Origin of the sequence: Psychrobacillus sp. NEAU-3TGS, from assembly GCF_029955155.1 — a bacterium.
Classification (GTDB): Bacteria; Bacillota; Bacilli; order Bacillales_A; family Planococcaceae; genus Psychrobacillus.
The window spans coordinates 186,369-207,823 of the sequence record NZ_JAPNOZ010000005.1; the positions used below are offsets into that span (position 1 = coordinate 186,369).

The window sequence follows — 21,455 nt, forward strand, 5'->3', positions numbered from 1 at the left end:
ATAATCTTCTAGATGCATATACTATGCTAAAAAGAAAGCGAGTAAAACTCATGAATTCTGAAGCGACAGTTACTCAACATCCCTCTACTATCTATTATAAAGAAACAGGAGTAGTTTGGCGATTAAGCAACTACTTTTTAGAACATATTCCTTTTGATCACCAAAACCTAGTTTTTTGCTGTATAGGAACGGATCGCTCTACAGGCGATGCGCTTGGACCAATGACTGGCTCCTTTTTAACGCAACTCGTTTCTTTTCCATTTCAAGTTGTCGGAACCTTAGATAATCCTTTACACGCTTTGAATCTAGAAGAAATAACAGAGGAATTAAAAAGGGCACCTGATTCGCCTTATATTATTGCTATTGATGCTTGTTTAGGGAATGCAAACAATATTGGACAGATTATTGTACATCGTGGTCCGTTATTCCCTGGAAAGGCAGTAAAAAAAGAATTACCCCCAATCGGAGAAGTCTCCATTAAAGCTGTTGTTAATATTGGAGGTTTTATGGAATATAATGTTTTGCAAAGTACCCGACTCAATCTCACCTTTGAAATGGGAAGAGTGATTTCACGCTCTCTTCTTTTAGCGTGGCATCGTTATAATCTAAAAGATATAAATAATAGCAACCGCAATGCCAACAACCACTAAACTTGGTAAGAGATTCGCCACCCTAATATTGGTTAAGCCAAGTAAATTTAAACCAATTGCTATAATCATTATGCCGCCAGTAGCTGTCATTTCTTGGAGAAATAACTCGAGCGCAGCTTCTGGTATAATTTTTGTAATTTGTGTTGCAAATAAAGCAATTACTCCCTGGTAAATTGCTACTGGAATTGCTGATAACAATACTCCTATACCTAGAGTTGCTGATAAGATAATAGAAGTGAAGCCATCTATAATTCCTTTACTTATGAGTAATTCATGATCATTTTGAAGTCCACTATTTAATGCTCCTAATACACCCATAGCGCCAATAACGAATATAAGAGTACTCGTAACAAAGCCTTGTGCGATACTTCCTCCTTGAGAAGCTTTTGAACCAAACTTTTTCTCTAAAAGTTGACCTAGTTTATTTAACCATTTATCTATATCAATCCATTCACCTATAACTGCTCCAAACACTATACAAATAATGATTAATACAAAATTACTACTTTCTAAGCCCATTTGAATACCTAAAACAGTCACCACTATTCCAATTGCACCTATAACTGTTTGCTTCATATTCTCAGGAATTCCTTTTAACAACCGTCCAGCAATAGCCCCTATAATTATTAATAGAGCATTTACTAAAGTCCCCAACAATACCATCCGTAATCCTCATCTCGTCTCTAAAAATACAACCTATTCCTAGGTTGCCCTAGAAATAGGCTGAATCAATTCTCTAATAGTTCTAATATTCTTTCTAAATCATCTTCTGAATAAAATTCAATTTCAATTTTTCCTTTTTCTTTACCTTTTGTTATCGAAACAGATGTACCAAATAGATCTCTTAATTCGGATTCTTTTTCTTTCGTAAAAATATCTTTTTCTTCTTTTTTTGTTTCACGTGGAACATTTTCATTTAACCTTTGTACTAATGCTTCTAATTGACGTACATTTAAGTTTTCTTTAACCGTTTTTTGCATGATTATTGGAATGTTTTTTTTCTTTTTTAAACCTAGTAAAGCCTTCCCATGTCCCATTGTTAGAATACCATCAGAAATAGCATTTCTTACGACTTCAGGTAATGTTAGTAATCGTACATGGTTAGCAATATGTGGTCTACTTTTTCCTAATCTAAATGCAAGTTGTTCTTGCGTTAACTTTAAATGTTCCATTAAATTTTGATAAGCTTCTGCTTCTTCTATTGGTGTTAAATCCTCACGCTGTAAATTTTCTAGTATAGCGAGCTCCATCATCTGTTGATCCGTCAGCTCTCGAATTACAGCAGGTATTATATCTAAACTAGCAAGCTGAGAAGCTCTGAACCTTCGCTCTCCAACAACTATTTCATATTTTGAACCTTTTTTACGAAGAATAATTGGTTGTAATACACCATGTTCTTTAATAGACTCAGTAAGCTCTTTCATCGCTTCTTGATCAAATACTTTTCGAGGTTGATAAGGATTAGGCTTAATATCTGTTAAACTAATTTGCTCAACTCTCTCTGTTTTTAATTGATCTTCCCCCGGAAAGAGTGCGTTAATACCTTTTCCTAAAGCTTTAGCCATTACGAATCACTTCCTTCGCTAGTTCTAAGTATACTTCTGCTCCTCTAGACTTCGGATCGTAAATAATAATTGGTTCTCCATGACTGGGTGCTTCACTCAAGCGTACGTTTCTAGGAATTATCGTTTTATATACTTTCTCTTGAAAGTATTTTTTTACTTCTTCAATGACTTGGATACCTAGATTAGTTCTGGCATCAAACATAGTTAATAAAACACCGTCAATCTCTAGATTTTTGTTTAAATGCTTTTGTACAAGTCGTATAGTACTTAACAATTGACTTAAACCTTCCAAGGCATAAAACTCACATTGAACCGGTATAATAATAGCATCTGAAGCAGTCAACGAATTTATAGTCAATAATCCAAGAGACGGTGGACAATCAATAACAATGTAATCATATTGACTTTCTACTTCTTGTAATGCTTTTTTTAATCGAACCTCTCGAGAAATTGTTGAAACTAATTCTATTTCTGCTCCTGCTAAAGAAATAGTAGCGGGAACAATATACAGATTCTCCACTTTTGTTTCTTGAATTGTTTCTAAAACACTTACATCATCTATTAAAACATCGTAAATACATTGACTTATATCACCTTTATTTACACCTACGCCACTAGAAGCGTTTCCTTGTGGATCAATATCTACAAGTAGAACTTTCTTTCCTAAGTAGGCAAGGCAGGCACTTAAGTTAACAGATGTAGTAGTCTTTCCCACACCACCTTTTTGATTGGCTATTGCAATAATTCTTCCCACTCTTGCACCTACTTTCGTCGTAATTTTTTGACTCTATTCCATTCTATCAAATTTCTCAAGAAAATTGGATATTATTCTTGTAACAAAAGAAAAACTCTTGCAAAAATGCCAGAGTTTGAATTTGATAATATATTATGATTTCTTTTTAGGTATTCTCACAGTAATTTGATAAAATTCTTCCATATCTTCTTCTTCTGTTTTAATATTAATACCACTCTTGGTAACCATAGATAAGGACTGTTTTATCGTATTTAAAGCAATTCGTACGTCTTTGCTGACAGCTTTTCTTTTTGATTTTGTTGCTTTTTTATCCTCTTTCACCGGAGGATTTATAATTTCTTCTACTTTTTGTTCCAATTGTTTTACATTCCAATGATGTTCTATTGTCATGTTCATCAATTGTATTTGGATTTCTTTGTCTTTAATTTGCATTAATGCTCTTGCATGTCTTTCTGATAACTCTTTTTTCAGAATTGCTTCTTGCACTTCTTCCGGGAGTTTTAGCAGTCTTAGTTTGTTAGCCACAGTAGATTGCCCTTTTCCAAGACGTTGTGCTAATGCTTCTTGGGTAAGCTCATGCAGTTTTAGCAACTTTTGATAAGCGACTGCTTCTTCGATTGCAGTTAATTCTTCCCGTTGTAAGTTTTCTATTAAAGCAATAGAAGCAGTTTCTTTGTCGCTTAAATTACGAATAATTGCTGGTACTTCTGCCCACTGCAATTTCGACATTGCTCGAAAACGTCGCTCCCCAGCAATAATTTCATACTTTTCATCATCCATTTTGCGGATGACTATTGGTTGAATTACACCATGCGTATGAATAGTTCGAGCAAGTTCCTCTATTTTTGCTTCATCAAAAACAGTTCTCGGTTGATATCTATTGGGTATGATTTTTTCAATTGCTATATTCACTACTTCTTCTAAATGATGTTTTGTGGGTTCCACAACTACATCTTGTCCTTGTTTTTCAGAGCTTCCGAAAAAACGAGAAAAAGGACTTTTCATCTAACAAGCACCACCTTTTAGAAACTCTATACACTTAATATTCACGAAAAAATTACACTACTATAAATGTTTCACGTGGAACGTTCCTCAATTTAATGCACCTTAACATACTTGCTTCTTATCTCTATTTCTAAAGAAAATAACTTTGTATATTAATGAATTGTAGATAGAAACAAGCTGTTTAGTAAGGTTAAATAATAGGCGTTTTGTTTGGAATACCTGGCTTTCGAGGGTATCTTTTCGGTGTGCTTTTTGTTTTAGAAAAGACATATAACGTTCTCTCACTATTTTCTATAGGTAAAAGAAATGAATACTCTCCACTTTTCTCAGCACCTAGCACATCTAGTGCTTTTTTCGCATCTTTTAACTCATCGGAAGCACTAGCAGCCTTCATTGCAATAAACCTGCCCCCTACCTTTACTAGAGGGACACATAATTCAGATAAGACAGAGAGCCTTGCTACAGCTCTTGCAGTTACAATGTCATATTTTTCTCTATATTCACTGTTTTGTCCAAATTCTTCTGCTCGAGCATGCACAAATTGAACATTGGATAAGTTTAATTCTTTACTTAAATTAGTTAAAAATTGAATTCTTTTATTCAATGAATCAACTATAGTTACTTTTATATGTGGAAAACAAATTTTTATAGGAATGCTTGGAAATCCAGCCCCTGCTCCTACATCGCAAACAGAGAAAGGGCCATTAAAATCTTCATAAAAAGAAGCACTAATAGAATCAAAAAAATGTTTTAAATAGACAGAAGGTTCATCTGTGATAGCTGTTAAATTCATTTTTTCATTCCACTCAACTAGTAGTTCATAATATTTTTTAAACTGTTCTAGTTGAACATCACTTAGTGAAATTCCTTTTTCATGAAGGGCTTGTTTAAATTGGTCTTCGTTCATGTAGTTCTCCTTATCATTTAAGACTATCCAGATATTTTAGCGATTTTTCCTTGTTCGATATAGATAAGCAAGATAGAAATGTCCGCTGGATTTACTCCTGATATACGAGATGCTTGTGCAATAGATAATGGACGGACTTGCTTTAATTTTTGTTTAGCTTCCGTAGCAATTCCAGAGATTGCATCATAATCAATTTGGTCAGGAATTTTTTTGTCTTCCATTTTTTTAAGTTTTTCTACTTGTTGAAGAGATTTTTCAATATATCCTTCATATTTTACTTGAATTTCAACTTGTTCTTTTTCTTCTAATGTTAATTCTACTTCTGACGGAACCAATTCGGCAACTAAATCATAGTGCATTTCTGTTCGCTTCAGTAGATCAGCAGCACGTATACCATCTTTTAGTTCACTACCATCTACACTACGTATTAACGCCTGTGTCGTTTCATTTGGCTTAATGATTAGTGTGCGAAGACGATCTAATTCATCTTCTATTCGTTTCTTTTTAGCTAAAAATTGTTCAAATCTCTCTTGAGGGACCAAACCGATTTCATAGCCTATTTCAAGAAGTCTTAAATCAGCATTATCATGACGTAACAACAAACGATATTCTGCACGTGAAGTAAGTAAACGATATGGTTCATTTGTTCCTTTTGTTACTAAATCGTCGATCAATACTCCGATGTATGCATCTGATCTGCTTAACACTTTTTCTTCCTTGTTTAGTACTCGCAGTGCCGCATTTATACCAGCCATTAATCCTTGACCTGCTGCTTCTTCGTATCCAGAAGTTCCATTAATTTGACCTGCAGTATATAAGTTTTTAATCTTTTTCGTTTCAAGTGTTGGCCATAATTGAGTTGGTACCATTGCATCGTATTCAATTGCATAGCCAGCACGCATCATTTCTGCATTTTCAAGTCCAGGAACTGAGGCTATTAGTTGTCGTTGAACATGCTCAGGTAGACTAGTCGATAATCCTTGAACATATACTTCTTTTGTATTTCTTCCCTCTGGCTCTAAGAAAATCTGATGGCGCGGTTTATCATTAAATCGAACTACCTTGTCTTCAATAGACGGACAATACCTAGGTCCAGTTCCTTTAATCATACCAGAATACATAGGAGATAAATGTAAATTCTCATTAATAATTTGATGTGTTTTTTCACTTGTATATGTTAACCAACATGGTAATTGATCCATGATAAATTCAGTTGTTTCAAAACTAAATGCTCTAGGAACGTCATCGCCAGGTTGAATTTCTGTTTTACTATAGTCTACTGTTTTACTATTTACACGTGGTGGAGTACCTGTTTTAAATCGAACCAAATCAAAGCCCAAATTTCGGATACTATCCGCTAATTTAATAGAAGGTTGCTGATTGTTTGGTCCACTTGAATATTTTAAGTCTCCAATGATTATTTCTCCGCGTAAAAATGTACCCGTAGTAATGACCACTGTTTCTGCTCGGTAAATAGCCCCTACTTGTGTTACTAATCCAATGATTTTCTCATCTTCTACAAGTAATTCTTCTACAACTGCTTGGTGAATCGTTAAATTATCTTGTTCTTCAAGTAGTCGTTTCATTTCATGTTGATATAACACTTTATCCGCTTGCGCACGCAGTGCTCGAACAGCTGGACCCTTCCCAGTGTTCAGCATTCTCATTTGAATATGTGTCTTATCTATTACTTTTCCCATGGCTCCGCCTAATGCGTCAATTTCACGCACAACAATTCCTTTCGCTGGCCCTCCGATGGATGGATTACATGGCATAAATGCAATCATATCAAGATTTATTGTCAAAACAAGCGTTTTTGCACCCATTTTAGCAGCTGCTCGTGCTGCTTCCACGCCTGCATGTCCTGCTCCAACAACAATCACATCGAACTTGCCTGCTTCAAAGTTTGGCATGTTCGTTACTTCCTCTCAATTTTTTATTTTCCTAAACAAAACTGTGCAAATAACTGGTCAATTAGACTTTCTTCCACTGTATCTCCAACTATCTCGCCTAGTATTTCCCAAGTTCTTGTCACATCTATTTGAATCATATCCACTGGCACGTCATTATGTGCAGCTTCAATTGCGTCTGTTACAGTTGCTTTTGCTAAATGTAATAAGGATATATGACGAGCATTCGACACGTATGTTAGATCCGATGCTTCAATAGATCCTTCGAAAAATAGAGTAGCTATTGCTTCTTCTAATTCATCGACCCCTTCTTCCTGAAGTAAGGAAGTCGTGACTACTCGTTTATCGCCTGCCAACTGCTTCACTTCGTCCATATTTATTTCGGACGGTAAATCTGTTTTATTAATGATGATAATGCAATCCATACCTTCAACCGCTTCAAATAGTCGACGGTCCTCTTCGGTTAGTTGCTCTGCATTGTTTAGCACAAGTAAAAGAAGATCTGCTTCTTTTAATACTTGTCGTGATTTTTCTACACCAATTCTTTCAACGATATCTTCTGTTTCTCGGATTCCAGCAGTATCTACTAATTTTAACGGAACTCCGCGTACATTAACATACTCTTCTATAATATCTCTTGTAGTTCCCGCTATATCCGTAACAATAGCCTTATTTTCTTGTATTAAACTATTTAGTAAAGAAGATTTTCCAACGTTCGGTCTTCCAATAATTGCAGTTGAAAGTCCTTCACGAAGTATTTTTCCTTGAGATGAAGTAATTAATAGTTTATCAATTTCTTCTTTCACCCAAGTACATTTATCTATCATCAGTGGAAGTGTCATTTCTTCCACATCATCGTATTCTGGATAATCAATATTTACTTCTACCTGTGCCAAAGTCTCAAGAAGAGCTTGTCTTAATGTGTTAATAAGTCTAGATAATCGTCCGTCCATTTGCCCTAAAGCAACATTCATCGCTTTATCTGTTTTTGCTCTTATTAAATCCATGACAGCTTCTGCTTGCGATAAGTCGATTCTTCCATTTAAAAATGCACGTTTCGTAAACTCACCTGGCTCTGCGAGTCGTGCACCATTTATTAAAATGAGTTGTAAGACACGATTGACCGATACAAGTCCTCCATGACAATTTATCTCTATTACATCTTCTCTTGTAAATGTTTTTGGTCCTTTCATTAAGGATAGCATTACCTCTTCTACTACCTCATTCGTTTTAGGATCAACTAAATGTCCATAATGTATCGTATGAGATGCTTGTTTTAGTAAATCTTTTTCGTTTGGTGAACGAAAAATTTTATTTGCTATAGCTACTGCATTAGACCCACTGATTCTTACTATTGCTATAGCCCCTTCACCAAGCGGTGTAGAAATAGCTGCTATTGTATCAAATTCCACTAGTGTCTACCTCCTTACAGTTTAACACTTATCCACATGTGAATAAGTAAACGAACACGACTATCTAACATATAACGATACCACAAAATACCCAAAATCAGAAGCATAGATACTTTTATTCGTGTGAACAAAATGTACCAATTTAACCATATCGATTATCTTCGTATAAATCCGACTTGGCCTGGCTGACATTATTCTCATACTTCCTTCACAATCTGCGGGATTTGCTAATAAAGTGAAACTTCAATCAGTGGGGGGGTTCTTTATCCCCCACTGATTGTTAGTTGAACCAATCGGGGCAGTTGATCTCCCACTTATCTTTTCTTTTCTTCAATCTTGAAGTGGGAGTCTTACTGCCCGTTAATGCGGGATAAAATTTAAAAAATGGATTTCAGCTATTGAGAGCTAAAACCCATTTCTTTTTACTTTATTGGTTCTATAACTAAATAACGATTTGGATCTGTCCCCATTGAATAGGTTTCTATATCTACACGAACAGATAGTGCATGATGAATTATTTTTCTTTCAAAAGAAGACATCGGCTCAAATTCTACTTTTTTACCTGTTCGAACAGCTTTGTCTGCCATTCTTTCTGCAAGCTGCTCGAGTGACTCTCTTCTACGCTCTCGGTAATTTCCAACATCTAATTTAATAATAATGAAGGAATTAGAAAACTTATTTGCGACAAGCTGGGATAAATTTTCAAGCGCATTCAGTGTTTGTCCACGCTTTCCTATTAATAACGCCGCTTTATCGCTATTTAGATGAAGATGAACAAACTTTCCATCTCTTTTTTCAGTTATTACTAAATCATCTATTTTCATCTCTTTAGCGATTTTCTCTATATATCGTGTTGTTTCCTCTATTGCCAATTCATTCGTTTGTTGCTTTACAGGTGTTTCTTCTTTCTCACTTAGTACACTTACTTCTGTGTTATGAAGCTGGACCTGTTGAGGTTGTTCTATTTCAATTTTTTCTGTTTTAGGAACTTCTTCTACTATTTCTTTTTTTAAAACAGTTACTTGTACAACTGCAGGTTTTACTCCAAATCCTAGAAAACCTTTTTTACCCTCTTCCACTACTGTAATCGACACATCTTGCATGGGTACTCCTAGCTTTTCTAGTGCAATAGTTATAGCTTCTTCTTTTGTAGGCGCAGTTTGTGTAATCTGATTCATTTTTTAGCCCCTCCCGATTTAACAGGTTCTTTTGCTTTCTTGTTCCAAGGTTTATAAATGAATAAATTTTGAATAATAGAGATGATGTTTCCGATAACCCAATATAATGTTAATGCAGCCGGTAATACGATACCAAATCCGATAATCATAAATGGCATGATATACATCATAATTTTCATTTGCGGATTATCCATTGCCGGACCAGTACGTAAAACGATCAATTGCATAATACCAGCTAGAACTGCAAGTATTATACTAGGCTCTGCTAACGCAAATCCTAAAAAGTCACCTAGATTGATTTCAGGTGTATTATTCATGCGGCTAATTGCATGATAAAAACCTATTAGTATTGGCATTTGGATAAACACCGGTAAACACCCAGCAGCTGGATTGATTCCTCTTTCTTTAAAAAGAGCCATCATTTCTTGCTGATACTTTTGCTGAGTTACCGCATCTTTAGAACTGTATTTTTCTTTTAATTTTTGTAATTCAGGTTGTACTTCTTGCATGTTCTTCGAGCTTTTTGTCTGTTTAATCATTAAAGGTAAGATTATTAATCGAATAATAATTGTTACCGTAATAATTCCTAAACCATAAGTGCCTAGTAAATCTTTAAAGTAAGTAATAGCTGAAACTAACGGCCAAACGATGTAATGATTCCAAAATCCTTCTGAATCAGAATAGATCGGCTCATTAAATTCAGAACAACCAGCAAGTAGTGCAGTTACTACTACTAGTAATAGTACTAATGATAATCTTTTTTTCAACCTTCTTTCCCCCTAATTATATATCTTCATTTCATCTTACCATTTCTAAGAAAGTCTACACTAGCTTTTCTTTTTGATTGCCTTTGCAATTTTTAAAACATGTTCCAAACTTTTTTTGGTTTCATGAAAATCTAGCTTGGCCGCCGGATTTCTGGCGATAATTATATAATCCATTTTCGAATACACTTGATCATGTATTTCTAAAAAGGTTTGTCTAATATATCTCTTTATACGATTTCGGACTACTGCATTTCCTACTTTTTTACTTACCGACAATCCAACACGGTAATAATCCTCTTCTTTTGCTAAGCAATAGACAACGAATTGTCTATTGGCAAATGACTTTCCTTTTTTAAAGATCTCTTGAAACTCTGCATTTCTTTTTATTCGTTGTCTTTTATTCATCGTTTCACCTGCTCCGACTAATCGTTATAAAAGAAAAAAAAGACCACTGAATGGTCAGTGGACTTATGCTGATAATACTTTTCTTCCTTTTGCACGGCGTGCTGCTAATACGCGGCGACCGTTTTTAGTACTCATACGTGCGCGGAAACCGTGGTTTTTGCTACGTTTACGGCTATTTGGTTGGAATGTACGTTTCATCTATATGACACCTCCTGAGTGATCATCTTACAAATTTCTTTAGACAGTCTCCGATATTATATATAACTACTGTGATTATGTCAATCGTTTTTCAAATACTTATAGTCCTTGTTTAAAAGATAGTTTATCCACAATTATTATTACTCCTCTTTTTGCTTGTGTATAAAAAAATAAACAGAAAAAAATATCCACAAGACTTATGAACATGTTCTGAACATAATCATACCTTGTGGACAACCTGGAATGTTAATAATTTGATAATTGTGGATAACTCTTAAATCTCTTGTAATTACAATGTTTTTTTGTTACGATATTTGTGTTTTACTTTTTCAATTAAATTTTACCAATTTTTCTTATCCACAGTTGTTAATAATCTGTGGATAAGTTTTTCCACGTACGTTTACAATATTTATCCACAGGAAGTGGATTTGTGTATATGTCTTTAATCTATACATATTAATTATTTTTGCAAGTTGTAAATATGAACGTTTTACTACTCTAAAAAAGGAGACTAGATTATTGGAACATTTAGAAGAACTTTGGGCAAAGGTTCTCTCTGAAGTAGAAAAGAAAACATCGAAACCTAGTTTTGAAACTTGGTTAAAGTCGACGAAGCTACTTTCATATAAAGGAGAGACTGTTACAATAGCTGCGCCGAATTCCTTCGCAAGAGACTGGCTTGAAAACCATTATGTCCATTTAATTGCTGGAATTTTGACAGAAGTAACTGGTAACGAACTTCTTATTTCTTTTGTTGTACCAAAGAACCAAGACGTAGAAGAGTTTGATATACCAAAACCGAAAATCCCTAACACTAATGGAGAACAATCTGAGTTTTCCCCTGGAATTTTAAATTCTAAATACACGTTTGATACTTTTGTTATTGGATCAGGAAACCGTTTCGCTCATGCTGCTTCTTTAGCCGTAGCAGAGGCACCTGCAAAAGCATATAATCCTCTATTTATATATGGAGGAGTTGGACTCGGAAAAACCCACTTAATGCATGCGATTGGTCATTATGTACAAGAACACGATCCCAATGCAAAAGTGGTTTATTTATCTTCTGAAAAATTTACGAATGAATTCATTAACTCTATTCGTGACAATAAAACCATTGAGTTTCGCAATAAATACCGGAACATAGATGTCCTGTTAATAGATGATATTCAATTCCTTGCCGGAAAAGAATCAACTCAAGAAGAATTTTTCCATACTTTCAACGCATTACATGAAGAATCCAAACAAATTGTCATTTCAAGTGATAGACCGCCAAAAGAAATTCCTACACTGGAAGATAGACTCCGTTCCCGCTTTGAATGGGGCTTAATAACAGATATAGCGCCACCAGATTTAGAAACAAGAATTGCTATCTTGCGTAAAAAGGCAAGAGCTGACGGACTAGATATTTCGGATGAAGTAATGGCCTATATAGCAAATCAAATCGATTCGAATATTCGGGAGTTAGAAGGGGCATTAATACGCGTGGTTGCTTATTCTTCTCTTGTAAATAAAGATATAAACCCGGAACTTGCAACAGAAGCACTAAAAGATATTATGCCTAATGCACGTCCAAGAATTATTACCATTTTAGACATCCAAAAAGTAGTTGGGGAGCATTTTCACATTAGGTTGGAAGATTTCGCGGCTAAAAAACGAACTAAATCTATTGCATTTCCTCGTCAAGTCGCAATGTATCTTTCTAGAGAACTGACAGACTTTTCTCTGCCGAAAATCGGGGAAGAGTTTGGTGGCCGAGATCATACGACTGTTATTCATGCACACGAGAAGATTTCTAAAATGCTTAAAGATGATACAAATTTGCAAGATGACTTAAAACAAATAAAAACTATTTTAGGGAGATAAATCATTGTGGATAAGTTTATTCTTTATCCTTTCACTTAAGAACAACTTATTCACATGTGGATAATCAGGTATATAAAGGTTAAAATACACTTATCAACATATCCACAAGCCCTATTACTATATCTATTATTCTTTTAAATAAATAATAACTATATAAGTGAGGTACAAAAATGAAATTCGAAGTAATGAGAGATAGTTTATTAGAGGGATTAAATGACGTAATGAAAGCAGTAAGTTCAAAAACAACTGTCCCAATTTTAACTGGTCTTAAATTAGAAGTTTCACAAAAAGGACTTTATATTACGGGCAGTGATTCCGATATCACTATTCAAACGTATATTCCAACAGAAAAAAATGGAGAACAAATTATTAAAGTGACAGAAGCAGGAACAATAGTTTTACAAGCTCGCGTGTTCAACGAGATTGTACGAAAACTTCCTACTAACGAAGTAGAAATCGAAGTAACCAATCAATTTCAAACACATATTCGTTCAGGTAAATCAGAGTTTAACTTAATTGGTTTAGATGCATCTGAGTATCCATTGCTTCCACAAATTGAGGAGGATCGTCAATTCTTTATTCCTTCTGATTTACTAAAATCAATTATTAGAGAAACGGTATTTGCTGTATCTACTTCAGAGAGTCGTCCAGTCCTCACTGGAGTTAATTGGTCAGTAAAAGAGGGAGAGCTTCACTGTGTAGCAACAGACAGCCATCGTTTAGCTAAAAGAAAAACAGCACTAAAAGATTTACCTCAAGAAGAATATAGTGTTGTTATTCCAGGGAAAAGCTTAAATGAATTAAACAAAATATTAGAAGAAACATCCTCTGAAGTAGCAATCGTTATGACACAACAACAAATACTGTTTAAAACGGGAGATGTGTTGTTCTATTCAAGGTTGTTAGAAGGAAACTATCCTGATACGTCAAGATTGATTCCAAATGAATACAAAACAACCATTTTAGTTAACGGAAAATCATTGCTCCAAGCAATTGATCGAGCTTCTTTACTCGCAAGAGAAGAAAGAAATAATGTTGTTCGTTTTTCAACTATTGGTGATGGTTTTGTTGAAGTGTCCTCTAATTCTCCTGAAATAGGAAATGTAGAAGAACAGATTCAAGCAGAATCCATAGACGGGGAAGATTTGAAACTTTCTTTTAGTGCAAAATATATGATGGATGCTTTAAAAGCAATCGATGGTCAAGATGTAAAAATCTTGTTCTCTGGAGCAATGAGACCTTTTGTACTGAAATCTGTTCACGATGATTCTATTTTGCAGCTTATATTGCCGGTAAGAACTTATTAATTTGAAAAAAATTTAAAAAATTGGGGATAGTCACTATCGTGGCTATCTTTTTTACGCTGGAGAAAATTATCAACAATGTGGATAACTATGCAGTTAACCAAACGGTATATCTATACAGTTTAGTTTTAGTAAAAAGTATTGAAAGTGGAATAGAGGAAATAGTTCACTAAACTAAGAGGTTACTTGTCGTAAGATTAAAATGACTGTTACGTATAAAACTTCGAAAACAAGCTACATTGCAAACCATTTACGCTTTTTTTTACTTATTCGGTTATTTGGAGTAAAATGAAGGGATAATGAAAATGAGAAGAGGTTGAATTATTGTTGGAAGAGATTCGTTTTGACTCAGAATTTATTACACTTGGTCAACTATTGAAAATGACAGATGCAATAGATTCAGGTGGAATGGCCAAATGGTTTTTAAGTGAACATGCCGTTTATGTGAATGGTGAAGTAGAAGATCGAAGAGGCCGTAAGCTGCGTCACAAAGACGTTGTAAATATTCCAGGGGTAGGAAGATTCCAGATGATTGGACCAGAGAACGGGGATTAACATGTATATTGAACGGTTAGAGTTAAAAGATTTCCGTAATTATGAATCAATTGAGTTGGACTTTTCCTCCAAAATAAATGTCTTTATCGGAGAAAATGCACAAGGGAAAACAAACTTGATGGAATCCCTTTATGTATTGTCGATGGCAAAATCACACAGAACTTCCAATGACAAAGAATTGATACGTTGGGAAGCAGACTATGGTAAAATAAGAGGGGCTATTCAAAAAAAGTATGGTCATTTGCCTTTAGAATTAACATTGTCAAAAAAAGGTAAGAAAGCGAAAGTTAATCACTTAGAACAAAAAAAATTAAGTAATTATATCGGGCAGCTAAATGTCGTCATGTTTGCTCCGGAAGATTTATACTTAGTAAAAGGAAGTCCACAAGTTAGAAGGCGGTTTCTTGATATGGAAATCGGCCAAATTTCCCCTGTTTATTTACATGATTTACTTCAATTCCAAAAGATATTAAAACAACGAAATCATATATTGAAACAGAATCAAGGGAAGCCTTTTCTTAAGGATGTTATGTATGATGTGTACACGGAACAATATATAGATGCTGCTGTGAAAGTAATCCAAAAAAGATTTCAATTTATGGATTTACTCCAAAAGTGGGCAGAACCAATCCATTTTGGTATTTCTAGAGGTTTAGAAAAGTTGACCGTTTCATATAATTCCACTTCTGGTATTAAAGCAGATTGGACAGAGAACGAGATGAAAGAACATCTTGAAAAAAAAATAACAGATAATCAAAAAAGAGAACTTGATCGTGGAGTGACTTTAACAGGTCCGCACCGAGATGACCTTCAATTTTTCGTTAATGATTATGATGTTCAAATATATGGATCACAAGGCCAACAACGAACAACGGCTTTGTCTTTAAAATTAGCTGAAATTGAATTGATAAAACAGGAGGTAGGTGAAGCTCCTGTTTTATTGCTGGATGACGTTCTATCAGAATTAGATGACTATAGACAATCGCATTTGTTAAACACGATTCAAGGTGATGTCCAAACATTTGTTACAACGACAAGTGTAGAAGGCATTGCACATGATACGATTCAACATGCAAAAATGTTTCATGTGGAACAAGGAGCAGTTATCGATTAATAAAAATTATACTTTTAAAGATATGAGTCACCATTATTGAAGTGATGAAAGAGTAGGTGAGCAAGTTGGCTATGGAAGAAAAAGAGTTAGAAAAATCTTATGATGCCGATCAGATACAAGTATTAGAAGGATTAGAAGCAGTTAGAAAACGTCCAGGTATGTACATCGGTACTACCAGTTCGAAGGGACTTCACCATCTTGTATGGGAAATAGTGGATAACAGTATTGACGAAGCACTTGCTGGATACTGTGATCATATTATCGTAACAATTGAAAAAGACAATTGGATTCGAGTAGAAGACAATGGTCGTGGTATACCTGTAGATATACAAGAAAAAATGGGTAAACCTGCAGTTGAAGTTATTATGACCGTCTTACATGCAGGTGGTAAATTTGGTGGTGGCGGCTACAAAGTATCAGGTGGACTTCATGGTGTTGGGGCCTCCGTAGTAAATGCTCTTTCCGAGTTTACAGAAGTATATGTAAAACGTGATGGAAAAATTCATTGTATCAAATTTGAACGTGGTGCTGTGATCGCTCCTTTGGAAGTTATTGGAGAAGCGGATATAACTGGTACAACTACCCGATTTAAAGCAGATGCGGAAATTTTTACGGAAACTACTATATATGAATTTGATATATTGGCACATCGTGTCCGTGAATTAGCTTATTTAAATCGTGGTTTGTCGATAACAATTGCGGATGAAAGAGAAGGCCAAGAACAATCCGTTAAGTATTTCTATGAAGGCGGAATAAAATCATACGTTGAAGATTTAAATAAAACAAAAGAGCCGATTACGGAAGAAGCTATTTTTGTAGAAGGAGAAAAAGATGGAATTGCCGTTGAAATTGCTATGCAATACAACTCTGGTTACGCGTCTAATATATTATCCTTTGCAAACAATATTAATACGTATGAGGGTGGAACGCATGAGTCTGGATTTAAGACAGCACTAACTCGTGTGATTAATGACTATGCTAGAAAAAATGGTTTGTTAAAAGAAGCAGATGCCAATTTAACCGGGGATGATGTTCGTGAAGGATTAACAGCCATTGTTTCTGTAAAACATCCAGATCCTCAATTCGAAGGACAAACAAAAACGAAACTTGGTAACTCCGAAGTGAGCACGATTACAAACAGCTTGTTTTCAGAGGGCTTTGATCGATTTTTGCTAGAAAATCCACAAACTGCCCGTAAAGTTATTGAAAAAGGACTTATGGCTGCAAGAGCACGAGTTGCCGCGAAAAAAGCTCGTGAATTTACACGTAGAAAGTCAGCATTAGAAGTTTCTAGTCTACCGGGCAAACTTGCAGATTGTTCATCCCGTGTACCTGCGGAAAGTGAATTGTACATCGTAGAAGGTGACTCTGCTGGTGGATCTGCTAAATCAGGTCGTGATCGTCATTTCCAAGCGATTTTACCTTTAAGAGGGAAAATTCTGAACGTAGAAAAAGCACGCTTAGATCGAATTTTAGGAAATGCTGAAATCCGAGCAATGATTACTGCACTAGGAACTGGCATTGGCGAAGAGTTTACGTTAGAAAAAGCCCGTTATCATAAAATTATTATTATGACGGATGCTGACGTTGATGGAGCGCATATTCGAACTTTATTGCTTACTTTTTTCTTCCGTTTCATGAGACCGCTTATTGAGGCGGGTTATGTATATGCAGCACAACCACCTTTATTTCAAGTGAAGCAAGGAAAACATATTGAGTATTGCTATAACGATGAACAATTAAAAGAGATCTTAGATCGTTTACCAAAAACCTCTAAACCAAATATTCAACGTTATAAAGGTCTAGGAGAAATGGATGCAGAGCAACTTTGGGAAACAACGATGGATCCAGATGCACGTACTTTACTACAAGTAAACTTAGATAACGCAATGGAAGCAGATGCGATATTTGAGCAGCTAATGGGTGAAGAAGTAGAACCGAGACGTCAATTCATCGAAGAAAATGCTGTGTATGTGAAAAACTTAGATATTTAAGAATGTGTATGATTGGAGGTCTTTAGGATGTCAGAAATACCGAATAAAGGTGTCAAAGGGATCAATATTAGTCAAGAAATGAAAACATCGTTTCTTGACTATGCAATGAGTGTTATCGTATCTCGTGCACTGCCAGATGTTCGAGACGGGCTAAAGCCTGTTCATCGACGAATTTTATATGGAATGCAAGAATTAGGAAATACTCCGGATAAACCCCATAAAAAGTCTGCTCGTATTGTAGGAGACGTAATGGGGAAATACCATCCACATGGTGACTCCTCTATTTACGAAGCGATGGTTCGTATGGCACAGCATTGGAGCTACCGCTATATGTTAGTAGATGGACACGGTAACTTTGGTTCAGTTGATGGTGATGGAGCAGCTGCAATGCGTTACACCGAGTCCAGAATGTCTAAAATTGCGATGGAGTTATTACGTGATATTAATAAAAACACAATAGATTACAAAGATAACTATGATGGACAGGAAAAAGAGCCTGTTGTATTACCAAGTAGATTTCCTAACCTACTTGTAAATGGAGCTTCTGGAATTGCAGTTGGTATGGCAACGAATATTCCTTCCCATAATTTAGGTGAAATAATCGATGGTGTGTTAGCATTGTCTGAAAATCCTGCCATTACGATAGAGGAATTGATGGGGATAATCCCAGGACCTGACTTTCCAACAGGTGGTATCATTTTAGGGAAAAGTGGTATTCGTCGTGCATTTGAAACAGGTAGAGGTTCTATACTAATTCGTGCAAAAGTGGAAATCGAACAAAAAGCTAGCGGTAAAGAAGTAATTATCGTTACAGAGTTACCATATCAAGTAAACAAAGCTCGTTTAATAGAAAAAATTGCAGAATTAGTTCGCGATAAAAAAATTGACGGTATTACCCATTTAGCGGACGAATCAGATCGTAATGGTATGCGAATTGTTATTGAAGTCCGAAAAGATGCAAACTCACATGTACTATTAAATAATTTATATAAACAAACGGCTTTGCAATCTAGCTTCGGCGTGAATATGTTGGCCCTCGTGGATAACCAACCAAAAGTATTGAACATAAAAGAAATGCTTTATTATTACTTAGAACATCAAAAAGTAGTTATCCGCCGTCGTACACAATTTGAACTAAATAAAGCGGAAGATCGAGCACATATTCTAGAAGGTTTACGAATTGCTTTAGATCACATTGATGAAATTATTGCTTTAATTCGTGCATCGCAAACAGGCGAAGAAGCAAAAAATGGTTTGATGGAAAAATTCAATTTGTCTGAACGCCAGGCCCAAGCGATTTTAGATATGCGTTTACAACGTTTAACAGGCTTAGAAAGAGATAAGATTGAAGAAGAGTATACAGCTTTAGTTAAACTAATCGAAGAACTAAAATTCATCTTGGCAAATGAGTATCGTGTAGTTGAGATTATACGAGAAGAAATTACAGAAATTAAAGATCGTTATGCAGATAAGCGCCGAACTGAAATTGTTGCCGGTGGAGCAGAAGTTTTAGAAGACGAAGATTTAATACCTGTAGAAAACTCCGTACTTACTTTGACAAACAAAGGGTACATCAAACGATTGCCTGCTAATACGTATAAGAGTCAAAAACGTGGTGGTCGAGGAGTTCAAGGGATGGGTACAAACGAAGATGACTTTGTAGAGCATCTATTGTACACGTCAACACACGACACTATTTTATTTTTTACAAATAAAGGGAAAGTTTTCCGGGCTAGAGGATTTGAAATACCTGAGTATGGTCGAACAGCAAAAGGATTACCGCTTATTAACTTACTAGGTGTGGATAAAGACGAACAAGTTACAGCAATGATTCCAATGGCATCCTTCGAAGAAGATAGCTATTTCATTTTTACGACAAAGCATGGTGTAACCAAACGTACGCCTGTCTCTGGGTTTGCGCATATTCGAGCAAATGGTTTGATCGCCATTTCATTGCGTGAGGATGATGAATTGATTGCTGTTCGTTTGACGGATGGTAATAAACAAATAATCATTGGAACAAGACAAGGTAAGCTAGTTCGATTTGAAGAAACTGATATACGCTCTATGGGTAGAACTGCCGGTGGGGTAAGAGGTATCCGTTTAAAAGACGATGACTATGTGGTGGGTATGGAAATTATAGAACCGGACCAAGAAATATTAGTTGTTACAGAAAATGGCTATGGAAAACGTACACCGGAATCTGAGTATCGTTTACAAAGTCGCGGTGGTATGGGTGTGAAAACATGTCAAATTACCGATAAGAACGGTCCTTTATCCGCTGTTAAGGCAGTAGATGGAACAGAAGATTTAATGTTAATTACGATAAATGGTATGCTCATTCGAATGGACGTAAAAGATATTTCTATAACAGGTAGAAGTACACAAGGTGTCCGACTAATGAGACTTGCAGACGATGAGCTAATAGCTACCGTTGCAAAAGTTGAAAAAGAAGAGGATGAAGACATGGAGATAGAAGAAAATCCTTCTACTGATACGGAATCTTCCTCTACAGAAGAAATAAGTGAATAAGTAAATGAAAACACTCTTAAACTAATTTGTTTAAGAGTGTTTTTCATACATATACAGTAACCAATAATATTTAGTATAATTAAAGAAACATTTAGAAAAAGGAGGGAATGGAATGTACCAGGCTTTAGAAAAGTTAGAGGAATTGAGATTGGGAAGTGTCCTTGCTGAAGATATTTTGGTTAATACAAAAAACCCCATTATTCGAAAGGACACGAAAATAACAAGAGAGCATATTCAAGTGTTACGTGCCTTTAATGTTAAGAAAGTACCTATAATAATAGAAAATGTATTTGGTAGAACGGAAGAAGAAATAAATAAATTAAACGAAGAGCAAGTAAATACTATACAAAATAAAGATGAACCGGCTATCCAAACAAATTTTATAAAACTATACAATGATGCGATAAATAGTTTTTATAAAGAATTCTCTTCTTGGGAAGCTGGGATAAAAGTAGATTTAGCGAAATTACGCAATATAATTATGCCCTTAGTTGAAAGGGCTATGGACGATAAAAAAATCTTTTCTTACTTAAATAGTCTTTCTTCTATAGATAACTATATTGCCCATCACTCGATTGCTGTTGGTATAATAGCGGGTGCAATAGCAAAAAAATTGAATTATCCACCAGGAATGATTAAGCAAATAGCAACTGCTGGTTTGTTAGCGGATATAGGAATGGCAAAAGTGGATATAAAGATTAGAGAGAAAAAGTCCTATTTAACCGAAGCCGATTTTTCAGAGATTAAAAAACATACTATATATAGTTTGCAAATGATACAAGACAGCCCTTTATTGAAATCCGAACTGAAGCTTGCAATCTTCCAGCACCACGAGCGTTTAGATGGAAGTGGTTATCCAAAAGGAGACAAAATGGATAATATATCTGTTTACTCTCAAATAATTGCTGTAGCAGATGTTTATCATGCAATGACATCCGAACGTGTTTATCGTGCGAAGAGCTCCTCATTCAAAGTATTAGAGATGATAAAGGAAGAAGAGTTTGGCAAATATAATATCGAAGCCGTTCATGCATTAATTTCACTCGTGGGTGATTTGCCAATTTCAACCCGCGTTCACTTGTCAGATGGAAGAACAGGGGAAGTTGTGTTTTCTCATAGAGATTCCCCAATGAGACCTATGATTCGTTTAACAGAAACTGGCCAAATAATTGACTTAGCGGCCAAAAGATCTTTGTACATAGAGAGTATTATAGAATGACTTAAAAATAACTCTTTCCTTAATTCTATCTGAAAAGGAAAGAGTTTAATTTTTTTAGATTAAAGTGTTGACATAAGTGTTGAACCTTGATATTATATAGAAGTCGTCAAAACGAGACAACAA

19 protein-coding genes are annotated in these 21,455 nt (G+C 35.3%); 8 read left to right on the forward strand and 11 right to left on the reverse strand.

The window, feature by feature from the left end; translation table 11 throughout:
- Positions 1 to 50 precede the first annotated feature (50 nt).
- Positions 51 to 650 (forward strand): spore protease YyaC, encoded by a 600-nt coding sequence (yyaC, locus tag OR571_RS04665; RefSeq protein WP_282241679.1) that lies wholly within the window; start codon positions 51 to 53, stop codon positions 648 to 650.
- Here yyaC and OR571_RS04670 read toward each other — a convergent pair.
- The 11 genes from OR571_RS04670 to rpmH form a co-directional block, all read right to left on the reverse strand.
- Entirely contained in the window at positions 606 to 1,313 is a 708-nt protein-coding gene (locus tag OR571_RS04670; protein WP_282241680.1) for a DUF554 domain-containing protein, read from the reverse strand. The two genes, yyaC and OR571_RS04670, sit on opposite strands and share 45 nt — an antisense overlap.
- A gap of 65 nt (positions 1,314 to 1,378) precedes the next feature.
- Positions 1,379 to 2,215 carry a ParB/RepB/Spo0J family partition protein gene (locus OR571_RS04675; RefSeq protein WP_282241681.1) on the reverse strand — a complete coding sequence of 279 codons (837 nt, stop codon included), beginning with the start codon at positions 2,213 to 2,215 and terminating at the stop codon, positions 1,379 to 1,381.
- On the reverse strand, positions 2,208 to 2,969 hold the full coding sequence (locus OR571_RS04680) for a ParA family protein (protein ID WP_282241682.1): 762 nt from the start codon (positions 2,967 to 2,969) through the stop codon (positions 2,208 to 2,210). Before OR571_RS04680 ends, OR571_RS04675 begins: the two co-directional genes overlap by 8 nt.
- 132 nt (positions 2,970 to 3,101) lie before the next feature.
- Complete coding sequence (gene noc, locus OR571_RS04685) at positions 3,102 to 3,974, reverse strand: nucleoid occlusion protein (protein WP_282241684.1); 873 nt, start codon at positions 3,972 to 3,974, stop codon at positions 3,102 to 3,104.
- Between the two features lie 190 nt (positions 3,975 to 4,164).
- Positions 4,165 to 4,881: a 16S rRNA (guanine(527)-N(7))-methyltransferase RsmG gene (gene rsmG, locus OR571_RS04690; RefSeq protein WP_282241685.1), complete on the reverse strand. Its 717-nt coding sequence runs from the start codon at positions 4,879 to 4,881 to the stop codon at positions 4,165 to 4,167.
- A gap of 23 nt (positions 4,882 to 4,904) precedes the next feature.
- On the reverse strand, positions 4,905 to 6,794 hold the full coding sequence (gene mnmG / locus OR571_RS04695; protein ID WP_282241686.1) for a tRNA uridine-5-carboxymethylaminomethyl(34) synthesis enzyme MnmG: 1,890 nt from the start codon (positions 6,792 to 6,794) through the stop codon (positions 4,905 to 4,907).
- A 23-nt stretch (positions 6,795 to 6,817) separates the two neighbouring features.
- Positions 6,818 to 8,203 (reverse strand): tRNA uridine-5-carboxymethylaminomethyl(34) synthesis GTPase MnmE, encoded by a 1,386-nt coding sequence (gene mnmE / locus OR571_RS04700; protein WP_282241688.1) that lies wholly within the window; start codon positions 8,201 to 8,203, stop codon positions 6,818 to 6,820.
- Between the two features lie 422 nt (positions 8,204 to 8,625).
- Positions 8,626 to 9,381, reverse strand: coding sequence for an RNA-binding cell elongation regulator Jag/EloR (gene jag, locus OR571_RS04705; RefSeq protein ID WP_282241689.1), 756 nt, complete (start codon positions 9,379 to 9,381; stop codon positions 8,626 to 8,628).
- Positions 9,378 to 10,148 (reverse strand): membrane protein insertase YidC, encoded by a 771-nt coding sequence (gene yidC, locus OR571_RS04710; protein ID WP_142540822.1) that lies wholly within the window; start codon positions 10,146 to 10,148, stop codon positions 9,378 to 9,380. Before yidC ends, jag begins: the two co-directional genes overlap by 4 nt.
- Before the next feature lie 60 nt (positions 10,149 to 10,208).
- Complete coding sequence (gene rnpA, locus OR571_RS04715) at positions 10,209 to 10,553, reverse strand: ribonuclease P protein component (RefSeq protein WP_282241690.1); 345 nt, start codon at positions 10,551 to 10,553, stop codon at positions 10,209 to 10,211.
- A gap of 63 nt (positions 10,554 to 10,616) precedes the next feature.
- Positions 10,617 to 10,751, reverse strand: coding sequence for a 50S ribosomal protein L34 (gene rpmH / locus OR571_RS04720; RefSeq protein ID WP_142540824.1), 135 nt, complete (start codon positions 10,749 to 10,751; stop codon positions 10,617 to 10,619).
- A gap of 519 nt (positions 10,752 to 11,270) precedes the next feature.
- Between rpmH and dnaA the strand changes: the two genes are divergently transcribed.
- The 7 genes from dnaA (at position 11,271) to OR571_RS04755 (ending at position 21,332) form a co-directional block, all read left to right on the forward strand.
- Positions 11,271 to 12,614, forward strand: coding sequence for a chromosomal replication initiator protein DnaA (gene dnaA, locus OR571_RS04725; protein ID WP_282241691.1), 1,344 nt, complete (start codon positions 11,271 to 11,273; stop codon positions 12,612 to 12,614).
- A gap of 170 nt (positions 12,615 to 12,784) precedes the next feature.
- Positions 12,785 to 13,921, forward strand: a complete 1,137-nt coding sequence (gene dnaN / locus OR571_RS04730; RefSeq protein WP_282241692.1) for a DNA polymerase III subunit beta — start codon at positions 12,785 to 12,787, stop codon at positions 13,919 to 13,921.
- A gap of 324 nt (positions 13,922 to 14,245) precedes the next feature.
- Complete coding sequence (gene yaaA / locus OR571_RS04735) at positions 14,246 to 14,473, forward strand: S4 domain-containing protein YaaA (RefSeq protein WP_142540836.1); 228 nt, start codon at positions 14,246 to 14,248, stop codon at positions 14,471 to 14,473.
- A gap of 1 nt (position 14,474) precedes the next feature.
- Positions 14,475 to 15,587, forward strand: coding sequence for a DNA replication/repair protein RecF (gene recF / locus OR571_RS04740; protein ID WP_282241693.1), 1,113 nt, complete (start codon positions 14,475 to 14,477; stop codon positions 15,585 to 15,587).
- 71 nt (positions 15,588 to 15,658) lie between these two features.
- On the forward strand, positions 15,659 to 17,581 hold the full coding sequence (gene gyrB, locus OR571_RS04745; protein WP_282241707.1) for a DNA topoisomerase (ATP-hydrolyzing) subunit B: 1,923 nt from the start codon (positions 15,659 to 15,661) through the stop codon (positions 17,579 to 17,581).
- Between the two features lie 27 nt (positions 17,582 to 17,608).
- Positions 17,609 to 20,113: a DNA gyrase subunit A gene (gene gyrA, locus OR571_RS04750; RefSeq protein WP_282241694.1), complete on the forward strand. Its 2,505-nt coding sequence runs from the start codon at positions 17,609 to 17,611 to the stop codon at positions 20,111 to 20,113.
- Positions 20,114 to 20,225: 112 nt separating this feature from the next.
- The gene (locus OR571_RS04755) at positions 20,226 to 21,332 is read left to right on the forward strand and encodes an HD-GYP domain-containing protein (protein ID WP_282241695.1); all 1,107 of its coding nucleotides are present in this window, start codon (positions 20,226 to 20,228) and stop codon (positions 21,330 to 21,332) included.
- The last annotated feature ends 123 nt before the right edge of the window (positions 21,333 to 21,455 follow it).

Bases quoted from the DNA above. Each gene is read 5' to 3' on its own strand.
- yyaC (WP_282241679.1), top strand. From the start codon at position 51: ATGAATTCTGAAGCGACAGTTACTCAACATCCCTCTACTATCTATTAT.
- OR571_RS04670 (WP_282241680.1), bottom strand. From the start codon at position 1,313: ATGGTATTGTTGGGGACTTTAGTAAATGCTCTATTAATAATTATAGGG.
- OR571_RS04675 (WP_282241681.1), bottom strand. From the start codon at position 2,215: ATGGCTAAAGCTTTAGGAAAAGGTATTAACGCACTCTTTCCGGGGGAA.
- noc (WP_282241684.1), bottom strand. From the start codon at position 3,974: ATGAAAAGTCCTTTTTCTCGTTTTTTCGGAAGCTCTGAAAAACAAGGA.
- rsmG (WP_282241685.1), bottom strand. From the start codon at position 4,881: ATGAACGAAGACCAATTTAAACAAGCCCTTCATGAAAAAGGAATTTCA.
- mnmG (WP_282241686.1), bottom strand. From the start codon at position 6,794: ATGCCAAACTTTGAAGCAGGCAAGTTCGATGTGATTGTTGTTGGAGCA.
- jag (WP_282241689.1), bottom strand. From the start codon at position 9,381: ATGAATCAGATTACACAAACTGCGCCTACAAAAGAAGAAGCTATAACT.
- rnpA (WP_282241690.1), bottom strand. From the start codon at position 10,553: ATGAATAAAAGACAACGAATAAAAAGAAATGCAGAGTTTCAAGAGATC.
- rpmH (WP_142540824.1), bottom strand. From the start codon at position 10,751: ATGAAACGTACATTCCAACCAAATAGCCGTAAACGTAGCAAAAACCAC.
- dnaN (WP_282241692.1), top strand. From the start codon at position 12,785: ATGAAATTCGAAGTAATGAGAGATAGTTTATTAGAGGGATTAAATGAC.
- recF (WP_282241693.1), top strand. From the start codon at position 14,475: ATGTATATTGAACGGTTAGAGTTAAAAGATTTCCGTAATTATGAATCA.
- gyrB (WP_282241707.1), top strand. From the start codon at position 15,659: ATGGAAGAAAAAGAGTTAGAAAAATCTTATGATGCCGATCAGATACAA.
- gyrA (WP_282241694.1), top strand. From the start codon at position 17,609: ATGTCAGAAATACCGAATAAAGGTGTCAAAGGGATCAATATTAGTCAA.
- OR571_RS04755 (WP_282241695.1), top strand. From the start codon at position 20,226: ATGTACCAGGCTTTAGAAAAGTTAGAGGAATTGAGATTGGGAAGTGTC.